Source organism: Photobacterium makurazakiensis, from assembly GCF_050336715.1.
Lineage (GTDB): Bacteria > Pseudomonadota > Gammaproteobacteria > Enterobacterales > Vibrionaceae > Photobacterium > Photobacterium makurazakiensis.
On the sequence record NZ_JAKJSJ010000042.1, the window covers coordinates 41,835 to 60,661 of the forward strand.

Consider the following 18,827-nt stretch of genomic DNA (forward strand, 5'->3'; position numbering starts at 1 on the left):
AAGAATATATTTTCTCATTTCTCACTTTAAAGAAGAAGAATAAAACATCTCATATATAAGACTGTATCTGAGATTATCAATTAACCACTTATTCTCAGTTCGTCTATCATTTTCTTATTAAATGTTGTCAGTATTTTGTTACTGCATAATAAGTAATGAACATTCTTAGGGTAATTTTATATTCTTAAGTGAGGAAATCGTGAGTACTTTCAATAACAAGAGCTTTATCGCGCTTCTTGCTTTGTTATCAGGGACAGTTGCAGCAGAAACCACTGATTCCAATCAAGAACAACCAAAACCTAAACGTGTTCAAACCTGGGGAGATTTGTTAGATCCAGACCTTCCTGGGGTGTTGACACCAAAAGGCTCGTTTGTTCTTGATACGTCTTTCTCCTATACCCAAAACTCATCGAATAGTGTTTCTATCGTTGGCTACACTGTTCTACCTTCACTTATCGTCGGCTTAATTAGGGCTAGCGATATTGACAGGACAACGCTAACGCTTGGGCTAACAGGCCGCTACGGTATAACCAATCGCCTAGAGGTAGAAGCTCGGATCCCTTGGGTATATCGCACCGACTCTATCTTTGAGCGTGAAGCATCATCAGGCACACCAACCGATACACTGCGTACCGTCAATGGTAGTGATATTGGTGATATTGAGGCGGCTTTCAAATATCAGATCAATATGAAGGAAGCACCTTACTGGATTGGTAGTCTTCGGTTCAAAAGTACTACCGGTAAATCACCTTATGATGTGCCTGTGAACGATCTCAATGATTTTGAAGAGCTCCCTACAGGCTCTGGCTTCCCAAGTATTGAGCCGGGACTAACGATGATCATGCCAATCGATCCTGCTGTTATCTATGCGAACCTGAGTTATATCTGGAATATTAAAGATGATGTTGAAGTTGATGTAACATCGGGCGATCAAGAATTTCAAGCAAGCACCATCGATTTGGGCGACACCATATCATTCAGTGCGGGTATGGGGTTCTCGGTTAACCCTAAGTTCTCTTTCAGTATTGGTTTAAGCCATAAAACAATTTTAAAATCTAAAATTGATGGCTCTACACCTTCCGATGCGAAGCTGCTTCAGCTTGATTCATTATCATTTGGCGCGAACTATGCTATCAGCCCCAAAACCACCCTTAATATTGGTGCAACAGCAGGCCTAACAGCCGATGCTCCTGACTTCCAGCTATCCGTTCGTATTCCATATACCCTAAAATAACCTCGCGTCACTCTTCAATAAAAGCCTCGTAATTATTTACGGGGCTTTTTAACACAATGACTAAAGTCTAATTTTCCTCTATGCTATGTCGGAATTAGAATGTGTTACAGGAAAATAGACATGTCCACGTCGCTAGAAGCAAGCCAAGTTGAAGCTATTCAGGGTTATGACACTGAAAAACGATACAAATACTTAGTAAAAGAAGTTGTTGCTAACCGTGAAATCTGGATTCTGACAGATGAGCATGGTTGTGTAATGCTTAATACTGATGATGAAGATTGTGTACCAGTTTGGCCGAATCAAGAATTTGCTGAATCATGGGCAACAGGCGAATGGGACAACTGTAAAGCTGAGTCCATTTCTTTGAACAAGTGGCATAGTCGCTGGACTCATGGCCTTGAAGATGATGAACTCGCGATTGTTATTTTCCCAAATCAAAACGAAGACGGCCTCGTTGTATACCCTGACGAGCTAGATTTTGAACTTAAGCAACAAGCACGTAAGCAAAAATAACGCAACTACGTGAAAACTAATTAACACAAAAGGGTCTTTAAGACCCTTTCTAGGAGCTAAACAGCCATGGACGCGCTACTGGATCAAATCAAAAACCGCTCAGAAACAGTCTCTTTCAAAGATGTTATTAGTGCCATTGGCCATTATTATGTCTACACACCGACTCCTTTTACCAATGGATTAGGTAAAGAAACGTTACATAACGGCGCTGGACAAAATGAAGGCTCATGCAAAATCTTTGCTTTCGCTCAAGATCAGCAACTGACTGAAGCTGAAACATTGGCTTGCTTCGGTGATTTTTATCGTACCGACGTACTACTTCACCCGGAAAAAACCGATCACCAAAATATCCGTCACTTCATGAAGTATGGTTGGCAAGGTATTCAATTTGAAGGAACTGCATTAATAGCGCAGCAAAAAGCGTCAGCTTAATAGCTATCTGCAAGTAGTAAATAATCGTCGATATCAATACCCAAGTAAATTTTACATCCATGATGTATAAATACTTGGGCATAATGACGATATTCAGTTTATACGATTAAAAATCAGTCGTACTTTACTTTAATGGTTTCTGGCAGTGCGAACACTTCGTGGGCGGCTTCATGAAAAATGGCGAGCGCGAAGCATTGCCGCAAGCGTCACAAAATTTAGTTGAACGTATTGTTAGCCATGTCAGTGGTACCATAAAGGCCAATAAACCAAGCATCATCATCATTGGGGGTTGCATATATATAATGACCGCGCCAATAATAACATTGCTGCATATGGTGTAAATTGGCCATAATTTACGTTTCTTCGCAACGTCAGAGCCACGTTGAAATAACATAAAGCTACCCACTGACAATGCCAGCCAAACAATCGCAAAAGTTATCAATAGTTCTTGCTGCAAAACCTTTCCTTTTTGGGTTGTACGTATTTAATATAAAAACAATTTACAGTGATTAATCGTATTTTGATATAAAAAACCTAGTACTAATTGAACTTAACAAGCTAAGTTCAGCCGCCCGCCTAGATAAAAACCAGTCAAAATTTGAACACTTTTTCCTTTGAGCCGTTTCAGCTCTCTTTATAAAATTGTATTTAGATCACATAGGAAATTAGTTGATTGGGAAGCCAGTCACAACCTCATCATTTCCTCTCTTATTTTCATCTTGATTCATATTGAAAGCACCGCCCCTACCCCTATATCTTAACTAGGCCACTTGGAATATTAAGTGGTGTTATCAAGGAGTTTCAATGATCGCGAAGTCTTTATTCAGAACCTGTTTTGTTCTGCTATGTATTCTTGGGCGTGGGCCTGTTGCTGGTGCAGCTATCCCTCAATTTACCGATTCAGATATCGAGCATCCATCACCGACACAAGATACAAAGAGCAAATTTCAACGCTCACTTAGTGGCCTTTTTTCTATCCCGAGCTTTAGATCGCACAATGTTTACCAGCCCTACAGTCAATTTGAAGACCTTTATGCACAAGCTGAACCTGCACAGCAAGAGCTTGAGCTACTGCTTAAAGAAATTAGCCTGCATTCATCAGCAGCCCCGATTTTACCCGGTATAAAATCAAAACAACGTGCCCAGTACAAGATTGCAACCGAACTTGGTGGTCATACTGAACGCCTCACCGATATTGCCCGCGGTACATTGGTGGCTAAAGATATTGGCTCCCTAGTGCATGCTTTTGAACAATTAAGTAAAGAAACCAATGTGGTTGAAGTCAAAAACAGATTTAAGCACCCCGCCCCATCAGGTTACCGCGACCTTAAAATGCTAATTCAGCTACCTCAAAGTAATTTAATCGCTGAAGTTCAGTTGCACCTTGATAGCATTGCAGAAATTAAAAGTGGACCTGAGCATAAAATTTATGAGCAAATTCAACAAACAGAGCGCTTAGCCCTAGCACAGAATAGAGCCTTAAATGATATTGAAACAGCACGTATTAATGTACTGCGCAAACAAACACAAAAAATGTACCAAGACGCTTGGTATCAATACCTACAGCCTGATCAGCTAAACACAAGCGTATTAAGAATGGCAAGTTAAACCACGGCATCATTACCTTCAGTACAGGCTAGTTCCAGTAGCATTAATGAACTAGCCTAAACAACATTTGACCACCCTCTCGTTTATTTCACCCAATTCATCCTGTGTTCAGATAGAAGTGTTAATCTACTCAGTATAAAGTGTAGCTAGCGACACAACCTGATACGTCACCTTTACTAAGCAGCATAAAAACCGCTTAAAGATACCGTTTTACGTATAGTGCTAAGTCTTGAAGACTAGCATGACAGGAGTTGTTCAATGGATATTAAATCTGTACTTCGTACTGGCTTTATTCTTCTTATGGTTTTTGGTCGAGGCTCAGCTGTAGCATCACCAGTAGCCAGCTTTCCAGAGCTAGATTACGAAGTATCATCTAAACAATCTGAGACTAGTAAAAAAACCTTTCAACGTAGCTTAAGTGGCTTATATGCCATTGAAAACTGGAAATACAATGCTATCCAGCAGCCTTACGCTGACTTTGAAGCAATGTATAGTGCCGCACCTGCAGCTCAGCAAGAGTTAGCAAACCTTATTAGCGAAATCAGCTTAATCACTCAAACAGAATCAGTCGTACCGCCGGTGAAAAGTAAGACGCGGGCTGAGATTAAAATTAATACCGAATTAAACGGTCAAGCAAACAAAATTACTGATTTAGCACGAGCTTCGATTGTCGCTGACGATATACCAAGCTTGGTACAGGCTTTCGAGTTAATGAATAAAGAAGTTGACGTTGTTGCGATTAAAAACCGATTCAAGACCCCCACCGAATCAGGCTATCGCGATCTAAAAATGCTGGTTCAACTGCCTAAATCAAAAATGATTGCAGAAGTGCAGCTGCACTTAAGTGCTATCTCTACGGTTAAAAACGGCGAAGAACATGAAATTTATGAACAAGTACAAAATATTGAACGAAATGCCCTCTCGCAGGCTCGTGAAATAACAGAGTTTGAACTTGCTCAAATTGCCAAACTAAGGGCAACATCTAAAAATCTATACCACAATGCATGGCAGCAGTATTTACAACCTGTCACCATTGCTAGTTAAAGGTACATTGCTTCCCCCTGTAGAGGCTGTTTAGCTTGCTAAGCGGCTTCTACCAACCACATTTCATCTCAAATCAATGCCGTAACTCAGAGCAGCACTGTCTTAAAAACATAACATCAACAAAACAAACCGTAGAATTTTCGTGAAAGATGCCGAATCTCAATTATGCTTATTGTAATTCACTAGAACTTAAACTAGCAATTGGCGCTTAAACCAGAAGTTTTATCATAACTGTTTTTAATGCCTTCACTGCAACGTAATCAACGCTAAAGAGATATAATTATGAGTAATCGTTACCAGCCTATCGACTGTAATCTTCACGATTACTTTGAATTAGCATGCCTTTATCACTATGACGTAAAGCTCGATTTGCAAGACGAGAGTTCTCTTGAAGGGAGATGTATAAATACTGAAACGCAGAAAGATAAGTCGGAGTGGTTAATTTTTAAAACTGAATACCAATACACTAAAATACGACTCGATTTCATTTTACAGATGTCATCCAAAACACCCGGCGCGAAGTTTTCTGTCATACAATGCAAAAAGAGCACCTCGGAGTGCTCTTCATAATGGCTAAAAGTAGCTTATGGCGACTACTTATGTACCATGATATCTAAGATTTGTACGTCTGTTTGCGTCATAGACCCGTTTGCTAATGCTGACATGTTTCGGATAGACGCATCGACATCATCAGCGACAATACCTTCGTTACCTGTTACTCGAATTCCATCAAGCGCCATTAAAGCGGCTTTAATCGCAGCACTTGCCGATGATGATACTTTCATCGCACAGCTTGTTTTCGCCCCATCACAAATAATACCAGTAATATCACCTATCATGCTGCAAATAGCATCGCTTACTTGCTTAAAATTGCCGCCAAGTAACCATGTCATACCTGCGACAGCCCCCATTGACGCTGTCGTTGCACCACAAAGTGCTGATAGCTTATTTTGGTAGCTCTTTATGTAAATAGCCATTAAGTGCGACATCATTAGTGCGCGAGTCGTTGTTTCAATGTCTGCCTTAATGTGCTCAGCAACAACCACTACGGGCATGGTTGCAGCAATTCCCTGGTTCCCAGAACCCGAATTACTCATTGCAGGTTTCATGGCCCCGTCCATGCGCGCATCGGATGCAGCAGAAGTGCGACGTAATATATCGGTCATCAACCCGGCAGTTAGTAGCCCTCGGTCAATATTTCGCTGAAAAGTCGCACCGATCTGTAACCCATATTTGCCTGTTAGTCCTTCTTCAGACAATGCATTATTTAACTCTAATGATTGAGTAATAAAACTTAAATCTTCAATAGGCGCGTTCAACGCAAAATCATAGATATCTTGTGCGGTTGCCTCTTCGAAAGTATTTACTTTTTTATTCGCTTTGCCTTGCTGAGCATCTGATTTTTGATCCGCAATAAACGTGGTTTCACCGTTAACCTCAATTGAGACAACCTCAGTATGGCTATCGGCAATAATTACTGTTGCAGTATCTGTGCTATCACTAACCGTTACTTTTGCAAACAGAATATTGCTCACTTTCGCCACACCAACAGATACACAATTCGCATCAAGCAGCGATTTCGCTTCATCAACATCGGCAGAGGTAATATTCTTAAGCACTTCCAACCCAGCCGTTGGCACACCGGCTAACGCACCAACCGCAGCAGCAATGGGTAACCCCACCATCCCCGTTCCCGGAACACCAACACCCATGCCATTTTTCATAAGGTTAGGAGAAACAAAAGCATCTATTCGTACAGGCTTTCCTGATAAGTGCTGAGTAGCAATCGAGGCGGCAAGTGCAACAGAAACAGGTTCAGTACACCCAAGAGCAGGAACAACTTCGCGCTTAACCGTTTTAATAAAATCAGCCCATAAATGCTTTTTCATTACCATATACCTTTAATGTAGGGAGGCAGGTTCACAGTACACATGCTGTCGCACAGTAAACCTTTTAATTCATGGGGATAATCTACACGCATTAGTGGAAAAACTTTTGCTATAGTTTCTCTTGATTACGCTATTTATAAGAAAAAGATTCCACAAAACACATTGATATAGCAAAATTTCCTCCTAAAAAAGATTTTGAGAGGTACGTAACACTTTTTGAAATGTGGAATACTTTAGGAATGCAGGGAAAGTCTTTACGGTAGGGGAATAATGAGTGAAGCTCATTCACTCATTATTAATATTAACAATGCATTTAAGCCAATCGCTTTAGCTTGCAGCTTTCAATTCTGACTGTGATGCTGGCAGCAGTTCGTCAACAATACGCTTTAGCAAGAAGGTTTCACGTTCAATAGACATACCTTTTTTCTCGCTATTCGCCATCGTATGCTCATTATGGGCAATAGCTTCAAAGATATTCATCCAGACAGGTTTCATACCATTTTTCACTTCATAATCTTCAAGCTTGGTTTCACCCAATTGCTCATCAATCGTACATACATAGCAATATGATTCCATATGTACGATATCGTGGCCTGGCTTGAACCATGGACGATATTCTTCGTACATACCAAATTCAGCAATATCACGAATATTCTGTGCACCTGTTTCTTCTTCAAGCTCTCGAATCAACCCCTCGATAGCATCTTCGCCGTCATCAATGCCTCCACCCGGTAAGGTGTAATCATGATAACGCTCCGTGTACAACATCAAGATATCTTCCCCATTAAGGATAATGCCTCGCGCCGCTTTACGGTGGAAGATTGTTCCATCAAGGTTTGTCAGGTCAGGATGTACTGTTGATTTTAATAAGCGCATGACAGAGGAGATCTCGTGGCTAGTTTCAAAGCGGTGCATTGTAACCATCTCGTGACCACCACGCAAATCCCCACTCCCCTGCAACCGAGGCTTGCATTACTACCACGTAAACAAACGCTTCAAGAATGTTTCTACTTTCTTCACGCAGCCTTGTTTAAGTGAACCTTCCGGATCCCATGCTGGCAGGTGCGTTTGCCCCACACAACTTTGGGATAATACACCTCGTTGATCACGGTAATAGTCGAAATCAATAACTTGCTCGGGCGCCCGCATTACTAGCGGTTCAGGATCACGATGTTGGATATAATCGGCGTATAAACGTAACGGCCCAGATGAACCCGTTAATTTTACAGCTTTATTGTCATCTCTCCCCATCCATACCGTCACAACTTCACGTCCATCAATGCCAACATACCAGCTATCTCGTCCTCTATCTGATGTACCGGTTTTCCCTGCAAGTCGAGAGGATGGTAACACTGAGTTTAAATAACGCCCCGTGCCCTCAGACACGACTTTTTGCATACTATACATCGTTAGCCATGCAGCTTGTTCTGACACCGTAGCGTTAGATGTAGGCAAGGTTTGATAAATCAGATTACCTTGCTGATCAACAACAGCACTGAGCGCACTTAATTCACTATGATGACCACCGCTGGCGATGGTTTGATACATTTGCGTGACTTGAACAGGTGTTAATGTAAAAGCACCTAATAACATCGAAGGCAGTTTCGGCACTTCATTAGGATCAACCCCCAGTTTAGACATGGTATCAATGACTTTATCCAAGCCTACCGCCATACCTAGATTCACTGTAGGTATGTTATAAGACTTAGCCAAAGCCTGATATAACGGCACCTCTCCACGATATTGGCGATCGTAATTTCGAGGTGACCAATCTTCACCATTTTGGCCTTTCAGCGTTAACGGCCGGTCTTGTAAACTACTGGCTAACGAGAAACGCTTAGGCATCTCAAGAGCTGCTAGGTATATCGCGGGCTTTACTACCGAGCCAATTTGCCTTTTCGCGTCAATCGCACGGTTAAAACCATCATATCCAGTACGAGACCCACCAACCATCGCGCGGATTTCACCTGTCATACGGTCAGCGACAACAACCGCCGTTTCTAATTCATCACCCGCTTTCGCTTCAAGTTTAGGGATTGTCTTCCGAACAGATTGTTCAACCATCGCCTGTGAACGAGGGTCTAGCGTGGTAAATAACCTTACCCCTTGCCCTGGTTGGTAATTATCAACTTTTTGCTCTAGCTCTCTTTGTAGCTGACCAAAATATGCTGGCTGACGATTAGCAATAGTGCCTTTACCCTGTATATCAAGCGGCTTTTCTACGGCAGCTAAATAGTCAGCCTGCTCAAGAGCACCGTTGTCGACCATCAGCTTAAGTACGAGGTTACGGCGGCGCTCTGCGCGTTCCGGATAACGCCACGGATTGAAATATGACGGACCTTTTACCAAGCCTACCAATAATGCCTGTTGGTCAACACGTAATTCAGTCAGCGGTAAACCGAAATAATACCGTGAGCCCAGTTCGAAACCATGCACCGCGTCACGGCCACTTTGCGCTAAATAAACCTGATTCAAATAGGCATCAAGAATTTGATCTTTGCTGTAACGATAATCAATGATTATCGCCATATAAGCTTCTTTGAATTTGCGCCAGAAGCTACGCTCACTGGTTAAGAAGACATTTTTAGCAAGTTGCTGGGTTAATGTACTTCCCCCTTGCACTGTCCTCCCGGCTTTTAGGTTCGCAATAAAAGCACGTGCAATCGCTGTTGGTGAAATACCATCATGGTTATAAAAATCTCGATCTTCGGTCGCAATCAAAGCATCAACCAATGCCTGAGGCATCTCTTCTTTCGAGCGATATATACGCTGCTCTTCAGTCTTAGCCTCTAGCATACCTAACAGTTTCGGCTCTACTCGAGCAATACCTAATTCACGGTCACTACTTGCTTCGTAAATACGGCGTACTTTAGAATAATCGAACTCAACGATAAGGTGGCGTGAATCTTGTTGTCCGTCCCTGAACTCAAAAGGACGACGAATAAACTCTACTTTTAAACGACTTGTTGAATATTCACCTGCTTTGGCTGGTGCTCCGTCAACCTTACGATATTTCAAGACTTCTAGTTCATTAACTAAGTCTTCATAACGGACAATGGCACCAGGCTGTAACGTCAATTCGCGGGCATAAACAACGGAAGGTAATTGCCATAATTGTCCTTCGAATTTAGCGGTTATTTCATCGCTTATCGAGAAGCCCATTTTAACCAAACCACCAGACACCAGTAACAGCCCACCCACAGTGCTATAGGTGAATAATTTCCGCAAACTCCTCTTCCGCATTGGAGAGCTCCCCTGCACTTGCTCTGACAAATGCGGTTTCACGGCTTGTTGCTTAGTATCTTGTGGCTTATCGCTATTTGGCTTATGTTGATCTGTCATAATGTCTTGCTGGTTACGAGTTCGCGCCGACCTTACCCCATGAACAAGCTGGCGGTGTCATCGCTATGTCAAACAGGCACTGGCTTTTGATGTTAAAATCCCTCAAAATACGCCCCCCTCTATGGGGAGATACAAGCCACTAGGCAGTAATATCATTGGTCTATACAGCTAACCACTGAGTAATACCTACCTATGCTCTTATTAATACAGATAAAAAAGCCGAGATAAAATGGAACGCGATTATAAACTTGAATGCTTACTAACGATGCCACGCCATGAACTAGAAGAATTTAGCTTACGCGTTGTGGGCCGTATGGTTCCAGAAGATGTCATGCAAGAATTGTTTACCTTCGAGCAAGAAGAAGTAGACAGTGAAGAACGTATGAAGTCGGCACAGTTTGATGCCATGCTACGAATGACAGCCATTGCTTTGGGTGAAGTCGGCGTGGCATTTTCAGAGTCTGAAAATGCGCAACAAAACAGTGAACGTATGTATCGCCTAATTTTATGGCACTTCTATGCAATGTCGTTCAACCTTGAAGAAGCGGTTAGCCTTGAACAGCACTGCGAGCAAGTCGAAGCGCTGTTAGTAAAAGCACCAAAAGACGCATTTGGCTGGGTAAAAGCGTTGACTGATTTACTGCACAAATACGCTGAATTAAGTGAGCAAAAAAGCACTAAATAAGCCTATATAGCGCCTGTATTTCGATTTTAAACTGGCATTCTTTATCCTATGTAAAGAATGCCTCTTTTCATTGAGCGTACCTATTTTAAGCAAACTTACAATAATGAAGCTTGATGCTTGTTAATTAAATCAGCCATCGCCTCTTCGGCACGTTGCTGCGCATGCTCAATCGTATCTTCATGGCTCATCGCCTCGATAACTTCATAATAACACTTCAATTTTGGCTCCGTCCCAGAAGGCCTAACAACCACTCTTGAGCCATCATCTAAGCGATAAATAAGTACATCACTGGCTGGTAAATCAATGCTTTCCACTTCACCATCGGCATGAAATTTTTTCGACACTTTAAGATCGTCGGTGATAATCACTTTACGCCCAGCAATACAGCTTGGTGGGTCAGCTCGTAGAGTATCACCAATAGGTGGAGAACCAGCATCAAGTCCAATACTTCGTTGAGCGTTGAGGTACAAACCATGCTCTCGGTATATCGCTTCCAGCCTATCCCATACTGTGTGATTATTCGTAGATAGCTCAGCAGTTAACTGCGCGAAAGCAACTAAAGCCGATAATCCATCTTTATCCCACACAGTGTTACCAACGGTATAACCAAGTGCTTCTTCGTAAGCAAACAGAAACTGGTTATGCTCGGTTTGCTTTTGCATCGCGACATTTGTGAGCCATTTAAAACCCGTTAGAGTCTCAAAATACGTCGCATCAACCGATTTGGCCACCTGCTCAAGTAAGCTAGACGAAACAATTGTCGTGCCAACTAAACATTGTTCTGGTACCGCATGAGTCAATAAATAATGACCAAGCAACACACCGACTTGATCCCCTGTTAGCATCTTATAAGTACCTGATTCCGTCCTAACAGCAACAGCAAAGCGATCGGCGTCAGGATCGTTTGCACAAGCAAGATCCGCTTTATGCTCTTGTGCTTCAGCTATCACCAAATCCATTGCGCCAGCTTCTTCTGGATTTGGAAAGTTAACAGTTGGAAAACGACCGTCTGGTTCTCTTTGTGCTTGCACACTATAAACCTGATTAAACCCTGCATCTTTTAATAATGCCTCAGCCATTTCCGCTCCAACACCGTGCATGGCGGTATAGGCCAAACTAATATCCTGCGGCTGAGTGTGATTTGATAAATAGGCACTACCCGTTAAGGCGTCACGATACTGAGCATAAAAATCAGCATTTAACCATACCAACAAGCCTTGTAGCTCTGCCGCTTCAAGCGTCATGACTGGTAGTGTCTCTCTTGCCGCAACCTCAATGGCGGCGGCGATACCAATATCATGTGGTGGGATAATTTGCGCGCCATTGCTCCAATATACTTTAAATCCATTATAGGCTGGCGGGTTATGACTTGCGGTAACCACAATACCTGCTGCTGCACCAAGCTGGGTGACCCCAAAAGCGACCAATGGCGTAGGAGCGACTTTCTCGGTCAAAAAAACTTTAATCCCTAAAGCGACCAACATACATGCTGCATCTTCAGCAAATTGTTTCGAGTCTGGGCGTCCGTCATAACCGATGATGACACCTTTATTGGCAGCATTAGCCATCTCTGCCAATAGATATCTTCCTAAACCAACCGCGGTTTCTTGTATAACGAGTCGGTTCATACGATTGGGGCCAGCACCAACAATACCTCTCAAACCAGCGGTACCAAATGCCAAACGGGATGCAAACCTATCTTCGATTTCTGAACGATTGTTGGTATCAATTAGCTGCTTTAGTTCTTCTCTGGTGACAGGATCTGGGTCACGAGCCAACCACTGTGATACTTCACTATTCATTTGGGTATTCCCTAACTTCAAACAAACCTACTGCATGAAGTATAGAAGCTGAATTTCGAAGTAGAATAAAAGCAATATTTCTCCCATACAAACGTAAACCTATCGTCTTGTCAGCTCTCTTTCATTCAAACGAAAAAAAACCAGCTCCCGAAGGAACTGGTTTCTTAGCTAAACTTTTTCAGCAATTGAAGTCTAAGTATTAGCCTTCAGTGCGTGGCTTACGCTCACGACGTGGTGCTGCGCTGTGGTTGCGCTCGCCACGGTGGCTACCACGGCTATCGCCGCCACGGTTACGGTCAAAACGGCGCTCGCCATCACGACGGCCACGGTTACCATCACGGTTACCATCACGACGACCACGGCCACCATCACGGCTTCCACCACGGTGTTCGCGAAGTACTTCACCTTCAACAACAACCGCTTTTACGTCGTTCTGACGAATACGTAGTTTCTTAAGCTGTGCTGCAACTTCTGCTGTCATCTTCTTAGGAAGTTGAACAAACGTATGTGAAGGAGCCAGTTTAATAGCACCGATGAACTCTTTGCTTAGGCCAAGTTCGTTTGCGATTGCGCCAACGATATCTTTAACCTGAACACCTTGCTCACGGCCAACTTGTAACTGGTAAGTATCCCAATCAGCACTGTTGAATGTACGACGCTCGCCACGTTCACCGCGCTCACGACGTTCACCACGCTCACCGCCACGGTCATCACGACGACGCTCACGACGTTGTGCTTCACGCTCGATAGCAGCGATCATTGGGTCCGGACCTTTGTAGAACAATGGACGGTTACCCTGCTGGCGTTGAAGTAGCATTGCTGCAAGTGTTGCTGCATCAACTTCAATAGATTCTTGTAGCTTTTCAACAAGCTCAACAAATGCTTCTACATTCACTTGCTCTTTTTGAACAGCAAGTTCTTCACCTAAACGGTTAAGACGAGATGCTGCAACTAGGTCACGGTTTGGAAGTTGAATTTCTTCCATGCGTGATTTAGTTACGCGCTCGATAGTGCGAAGCATACGGATTTGGTTAGTACGAACCAATAGGATCGCTTTACCAGAACGTCCCGCACGACCAGTACGACCAATACGGTGAATGTATGATTCTACATCGAATGGGATATCGTAGTTGAATACGTGTGTAATACGTGGAACATCAAGACCACGAGCAACAACGTCAGTTGCAACTAGAATATCGATAACACCACGTTTGATGTGATCAACAGTACGCTCACGTAGAGACTGAGGGATATCACCGTGAAGTGCAGCTGCTTTAAAGCCACGAGATGATAGCCAATCAGCTAGACGCTCAGTATCTTGACGAGTACGTACGAATACGATTGAAGCATCAGTCTCTTCTGTTTCTAGAAGACGGCTCATTGCTTCGTCTTTTTCTACACCTTTAACTACCCAGAACTGCTGATCTACTTGAGAAACAGTACGGTTTTCGCCAGCAACGTCAATGCGCTCTGGGTTACGTAGGAAACGGTCAACAATCTGCTTAACGATTGGAGGCATAGTTGCCGAGAACAATACACGTTGAGCTGTTTCTGGCGCTTGCTCCATGATCCAAGTAACGTCGTCAACAAAGCCCATTTTTAGCATTTCATCGGCTTCATCAAGTACAAACGTACTTACTTCATCAAGGTGTAAACGGTCACGAGAGATTAGATCTTTAACACGACCAGGTGTACCAACAACAATGTGAGCACCATTTTTAAGTGCACGCATTTGATCAACGATAGAAGCACCACCGTAGATTTCTAGTACCTTTAAGCCTTTGATGTTTTGACCAAGAACCTTGATTTCTGCAGCAACTTGAATCGCAAGTTCACGCGTTGGCGCCATTACGATAGCCTGAGGCTTATGCTGAGAAAGGTTAATTTTGTTTAGAACAGGTAGTGAAAACGCAGCCGTTTTACCAGTACCAGTCTGTGCTTTACCTAATGCATCAGCACCAGTAAGAAGCAAAGGAATTGATGCCGCCTGAATTGGCGTTGGTGATACGAAGCCCATTGAGTCAAGAGCAGATAAAAGTGTGTCAGCCAAATCTAATTGGCGAAATTCTGTAACAGATTCTAGCATTGGGATCCCAATAAATAATCTAACGTAAAACGGGGCCCCTAAAGCTAAAAAACGGTTCTGCAATAGCAACCACAAGCATGGGCCTCGACGATATGAGGCGCGTATTCTGCTCCATTACTCGATAAAATGCCAGAAAAAATTGAGCAATGTCACAAAATAACTTTCAAACACCTATTATTTAAACAATAAGGCTGACAGCTAACCCATAACTGGCTATTAAAACGCCTCAAACCACCATATTTCCCTTTAAATGGTAGGACTTACCTCTTCTTTAATCACCTTTAAATAAGAAAAGCCTCCCTTTATTCACTCGTAAACCCCTTCGTTTCGTTTTGGAATATTCGATTACGCCCGTGTGCCTTTGCCTGATATAACGCTTTATCAGCCCCTTTCATAAGCACGTTCTCTTTAATCATCTCGGTTGGGAAGACCGTGTGACAGCCAAGACTAATTGTAACTACACCGCTATCAGCCCCTACATGCTTGATTGATAAGCGTAAAATTGCCCTTAACATTTTCTCTGCGATCATTTTAACCGCTTTAATAGAGGACTTGGGAATTAAACAGGCGAATTCTTCCCCACCAAAGCGACTTATCACTACCCTTTTATCACTTTTAACTACATTCTCTAACGTAGTAGCGATTTTCTTCAAACAAGCATCCCCTTCCATATGCCCGTACTGATCATTAAATTGCTTAAAGTTATCGACATCAATCATGATTAAGCTTAGTGGCACTTCCTTTGTAAGCGCCTTATTCCAATAGCGCTTTAAAGTGATATCAAAAAAGCGACGATTAGCAATTCCCGTTAAACCATCTTGCATCGACCATTGCTCAAGTTGTTGGTTGGCTTTTTCAAGTGCTTGATTTGAAGCCAGCAATTCTTGAGTTCGTTCATTAACCCTAGCTTCTAATTGATGATTCAATTTGCTCAACTCGTCATGATTACGCCTAATCACAATTTGCTGCCCAAGAGCGGCACCAAATAGCTTTAGGATTTCTCGTTGATGTTCAGTTAACGTGCGCTGATTAATTAAGTTATCTGCAGCAACCCAACCAATACAGCGATCGCCATTCCACATCGCTATCATCGCGTTCCAACCTGTGCCCACTTTATTTGTTCCGTAATATAAAGGTGCATTCTCTTTTACGACGACGTGGTCTTTACGGCTGAGCGCTTCATTAACTAAAGGGTGATCGGGAATTGAACTTGTGAATGCATGCCTCGAAACTAAATGGCCATCAGGATCTGTGCCGTATGTGCCGCGCATTTCATTTTTATCAAAGTCGGTCAAAAATATCGCCATACGATCAATCGCCAAATAGTTACGCCCTAGCATGACTGCATTTTTGTATAACACCTCTAAATTTTCTGCTTTAGATAACTCTAAGCTAACATCATGCAACCGCTTTAATAACGATAAGTACTGGTTAATCGAGTGATTTGTTACTTCAAGTTCAGCCTCAACACTGCGCCGTGTTAGATGCTGATCTAACACTTCTTGCTGTAAAACCCTTGCACTAACATCTGAAGCTAATAACATCAGTAAGTCTTCCACCTGCTGTAAGCGCGCTTCAAAAACATCTGGCTGATCTGTCTCTGCATATATAAAGGCAACAGGGCGCGAATGCATACTTATCGGTAATAAAATCTGACACCATTGCCCTTTTTCCTCTCCCCATATCGACTTATAAGGCTTGTCCACATAAGTACGCACAAACTGCCCACTTCGCTTCGCTTGATAGAAGGGGCCTAGAGGCACGCCGTTATAGTTTTCTAGTTGAAGGGGGCGACTGTAAAATTTAAATTTTGACTTCATCCAGCTTGCAAACACTCTGGTTTCATCATTATGTTCGACCATGAATGTTATGTACTCAAGCTTCAGCTCATGCTTGAATGTAGACAATAAGCAATGGCACCAGCGTTCCATACTGGCCTGCCTCGCTAGCTGGTCGGCTAACTGACTAAACTTATAGACTGTCTTTGACTCCATAATTCTACCTAACCTAACTTGATATTTTCGTTATCAATATTTTTCTTGTTTTCAACTTATTACCAAATTTGAAAAGGTTTATAAATCATTGATATGGGGATTGTGACAAGCGATTATTCATAATTTCACCAAGACAATGTGTGCTGGTATTTTTCCTATGATCACGATTAATAGCAGTCAGTGTTGACACATTTTAAATTTCGCTTAATAAGAGGTCTCTTTTGGACCAAAAGTGACAATCCCGTGATCTTCATTGGGTTAAACTTGGTTTTACGCCCTGAAGGCCTTATAGTGTGCCTGTTAACAATCTGAGAACGGGCATAATGTTTCAAGATAATCCTCTATTAGCACAGCTAAAAAAACAGATTCAGGAAACGCTTCCTAAGAAAGAAGGCAATATCAAAGCAACCGATCGTGGCTTTGGCTTTCTTGAAGTCGACAATAAGGAAAGCATTTTCATTCCACCTACCTATATGAAAAATGTCATGCACGGTGACCGTGTTGTGGCGGTTATTCGTACAGAAAAAGAACGTGAAGTTGCTGAACCACAAGAGTTAGTGGAACAATTTTTCACTCGCTTTATTGGCCGAGTGAAAATGATCCGCGACCGTTTACACGTCGTCCCTGATCACCCTCAGCTAAAAGATGCGATTAAAGCCCGTCCAGTGAAAGGATTAAATCCAGAACTGCTTAAAGAAGGCGACTGGGTTGTTGCGAACCTTACACGTCACCCTCTTACGGCTGATAATAAAACGTTCTTTTGTGACATCACTGAGAAAGTTACCGATAGCGGTGACAAAATTGCACCTTGGTGGGTAACACTTGCCCGCCACAACTTGCCGAATGCTGAACCAGCACCGCAAGAAAGTTGGTCAATGCTTGAAGAAGGCCTTGAGCGACAAGATCTGACTGAACTGCCTTTCATTACGATTGATGGCGAATCAACCAAAGATATGGATGATGCTATCTACACCGTACAGAAAGAAGATGGCAGTTTTGAAATAACCATCGCTATTGCCGATCCAACCTCGTACATTTCGGTTGGTGACAAGATGGATGATGAAGCACGCGAGCGTGGTTTCACTATTTATTTGCCTGGCCGTAACATTCCTATGTTGCCACGTGAGCTAAGCGATGAGCTTTGTTCGCTACTTGAAAACGAAAAACGACCAACACTATGTTGTCGCGTTAGCGTTGATCAAGATGGCGTACTTCAAGATGACATCCATTTCTTTGCTGCCTGGATTAAATCGCAAGGTCGTCTCGCGTATAACAATGTATCAGACTTACTAGAAAATGGTCAGTGTGATAATTGGACACCAAATGACGTTATCCTTGAGCAAATAACAGCGCTTAAAGATTTTGCTAATGCACGTAGTAACTGGCGTGCTAACAACGCTGTTGTATTCCCAGACCGCCCAGACTACCGCTTTGAGTTGAGTGAAGACAACGATGTTGTGGCCATTCATACTGATCCGCGTCGTACCGCAAACCGCATGATTGAAGAAGCAATGATCACTGCGAACATTTGTGCTGGTCGTGCATTAAAAGCTAAGTTTGGTATGGGTGTCTTTAACTACCATAACGGTTTTAATCCAGAAAAACTGGATACCGCAATGGAGTTTTTGACCAAGGCTGAAGCACCTTTTGAGAAAGAGCAACTGCTTACGTTAGAAGGCTTTAGTGCGCTACGCCGTTGGTTGAATGAACAAGACAGCACATATCTTGATAACCGCCTACGCAAATTCCAAGCGTATAGTGATGTTGGTAACAAGCCAGCGGCACATTACGCAATGGGATTAGATGTCTATGCAACTTGGACATCACCAATCCGTAAATATGGCGATATGATCAACCATCGCTTATTAAAGGCGCTTATTTCAGGTCAAACGCCAAGCCAAACACCGGACGATAACGTTGGTGATGAGATTGCTATTCACCGTCGTAGCCACCGTATGGCTGAGCGTGATGTAGCTGATTGGCTATACGTCCGCCTATTAAAAGATGCAGTTAAAAACGAAACGGTATTTACTGCAGAGATCTTTGATATTAACCGTGCTGGTATGCGCGTCCGCTTACTGGAAAATGGGGCTGCGGCCTTTATTCCTGGTTCGTTGATTGTTGATGACAAATCTCGAATCGAATGCAGCGGTGAACTTGGTATTATCAATATAGATAAAATCAAAGAGTATCAACTC

15 protein-coding genes are annotated in these 18,827 nt (G+C 42.8%); 8 read left to right on the forward strand and 7 right to left on the reverse strand.

The window, feature by feature from the left end:
• Window positions 1-226 precede the first annotated feature (226 nt).
• The 3 genes from L4D09_RS18525 to L4D09_RS18535 all read left to right on the forward strand — a co-directional run bounded on the left by L4D09_RS18525 (window position 227) and on the right by L4D09_RS18535 (window position 2,179).
• The gene (locus L4D09_RS18525) at window positions 227-1,234 is read left to right on the forward strand and encodes a transporter (protein ID WP_428459019.1); all 1,008 of its coding nucleotides are present in this window, start codon (window positions 227-229) and stop codon (window positions 1,232-1,234) included.
• A 120-nt stretch (window positions 1,235-1,354) separates the two neighbouring features.
• Window positions 1,355-1,747 carry a DUF2750 domain-containing protein gene (locus tag L4D09_RS18530; protein WP_428459004.1) on the forward strand — a complete coding sequence of 131 codons (393 nt, stop codon included), beginning with the start codon at window positions 1,355-1,357 and terminating at the stop codon, window positions 1,745-1,747.
• 66 nt (window positions 1,748-1,813) lie between these two features.
• Entirely contained in the window at window positions 1,814-2,179 is a 366-nt protein-coding gene (locus L4D09_RS18535) for a HopJ type III effector protein (RefSeq protein WP_428459005.1), read from the forward strand.
• Between the two features lie 124 nt (window positions 2,180-2,303).
• Here L4D09_RS18535 and L4D09_RS18540 read toward each other — a convergent pair whose 3' ends face one another.
• Window positions 2,304-2,636 carry a hypothetical protein gene (locus L4D09_RS18540; protein ID WP_428459006.1) on the reverse strand — a complete coding sequence of 111 codons (333 nt, stop codon included), beginning with the start codon at window positions 2,634-2,636 and terminating at the stop codon, window positions 2,304-2,306.
• A gap of 347 nt (window positions 2,637-2,983) precedes the next feature.
• Between L4D09_RS18540 and L4D09_RS18545 the strand changes: the two genes are divergently transcribed.
• From L4D09_RS18545 to L4D09_RS18555, 3 genes are all read left to right on the forward strand, one after another.
• A complete protein-coding gene (locus L4D09_RS18545) occupies window positions 2,984-3,787 on the forward strand; it encodes a nucleotidyltransferase family protein (RefSeq protein WP_428459007.1) in 804 nt (267 codons plus the stop codon).
• A gap of 258 nt (window positions 3,788-4,045) precedes the next feature.
• Entirely contained in the window at window positions 4,046-4,831 is a 786-nt protein-coding gene (locus L4D09_RS18550; protein ID WP_428459008.1) for a RelA/SpoT domain-containing protein, read from the forward strand.
• A 282-nt stretch (window positions 4,832-5,113) separates the two neighbouring features.
• Complete coding sequence (locus L4D09_RS18555; RefSeq protein ID WP_428459009.1) at window positions 5,114-5,401, forward strand: Rho-binding antiterminator; 288 nt, start codon at window positions 5,114-5,116, stop codon at window positions 5,399-5,401.
• Window positions 5,402-5,424: 23 nt separating this feature from the next.
• Here the strand turns inward: L4D09_RS18555 and L4D09_RS18560 are convergent, their stop codons facing one another.
• From L4D09_RS18560 to mrcB, 3 genes are all read right to left on the reverse strand, one after another.
• Window positions 5,425-6,720, reverse strand: a complete 1,296-nt coding sequence (locus tag L4D09_RS18560) for an L-cysteine desulfidase family protein (RefSeq protein ID WP_428459010.1) — start codon at window positions 6,718-6,720, stop codon at window positions 5,425-5,427.
• 327 nt (window positions 6,721-7,047) lie between these two features.
• On the reverse strand, window positions 7,048-7,596 hold the full coding sequence (locus L4D09_RS18565) for an NUDIX hydrolase (protein ID WP_428459020.1): 549 nt from the start codon (window positions 7,594-7,596) through the stop codon (window positions 7,048-7,050).
• 99 nt (window positions 7,597-7,695) lie between these two features.
• The gene (mrcB, locus tag L4D09_RS18570) at window positions 7,696-10,062 is read right to left on the reverse strand and encodes a penicillin-binding protein 1B (protein ID WP_428459011.1); all 2,367 of its coding nucleotides are present in this window, start codon (window positions 10,060-10,062) and stop codon (window positions 7,696-7,698) included.
• 229 nt (window positions 10,063-10,291) lie between these two features.
• Between mrcB and L4D09_RS18575 the strand changes: the two genes are divergently transcribed.
• Entirely contained in the window at window positions 10,292-10,747 is a 456-nt protein-coding gene (locus L4D09_RS18575; protein ID WP_428459012.1) for an exoribonuclease R, read from the forward strand.
• A gap of 95 nt (window positions 10,748-10,842) precedes the next feature.
• Here the strand turns inward: L4D09_RS18575 and L4D09_RS18580 are convergent, their stop codons facing one another.
• The 3 genes from L4D09_RS18580 to L4D09_RS18590 form a co-directional block, all read right to left on the reverse strand.
• Window positions 10,843-12,549: a phospho-sugar mutase gene (locus L4D09_RS18580; protein ID WP_428459013.1), complete on the reverse strand. Its 1,707-nt coding sequence runs from the start codon at window positions 12,547-12,549 to the stop codon at window positions 10,843-10,845.
• 199 nt (window positions 12,550-12,748) lie between these two features.
• Complete coding sequence (locus tag L4D09_RS18585) at window positions 12,749-14,635, reverse strand: DEAD/DEAH box helicase (protein ID WP_428459014.1); 1,887 nt, start codon at window positions 14,633-14,635, stop codon at window positions 12,749-12,751.
• A gap of 302 nt (window positions 14,636-14,937) precedes the next feature.
• Window positions 14,938-16,629, reverse strand: coding sequence for a sensor domain-containing diguanylate cyclase (locus L4D09_RS18590; protein ID WP_428459015.1), 1,692 nt, complete (start codon window positions 16,627-16,629; stop codon window positions 14,938-14,940).
• Window positions 16,630-16,952: 323 nt separating this feature from the next.
• Here L4D09_RS18590 and L4D09_RS18595 point away from each other — a divergent pair.
• Window positions 16,953-18,827: exoribonuclease II (locus tag L4D09_RS18595; protein ID WP_428459016.1), on the forward strand; the 1,875-nt coding region annotated here is incomplete at its 3' end.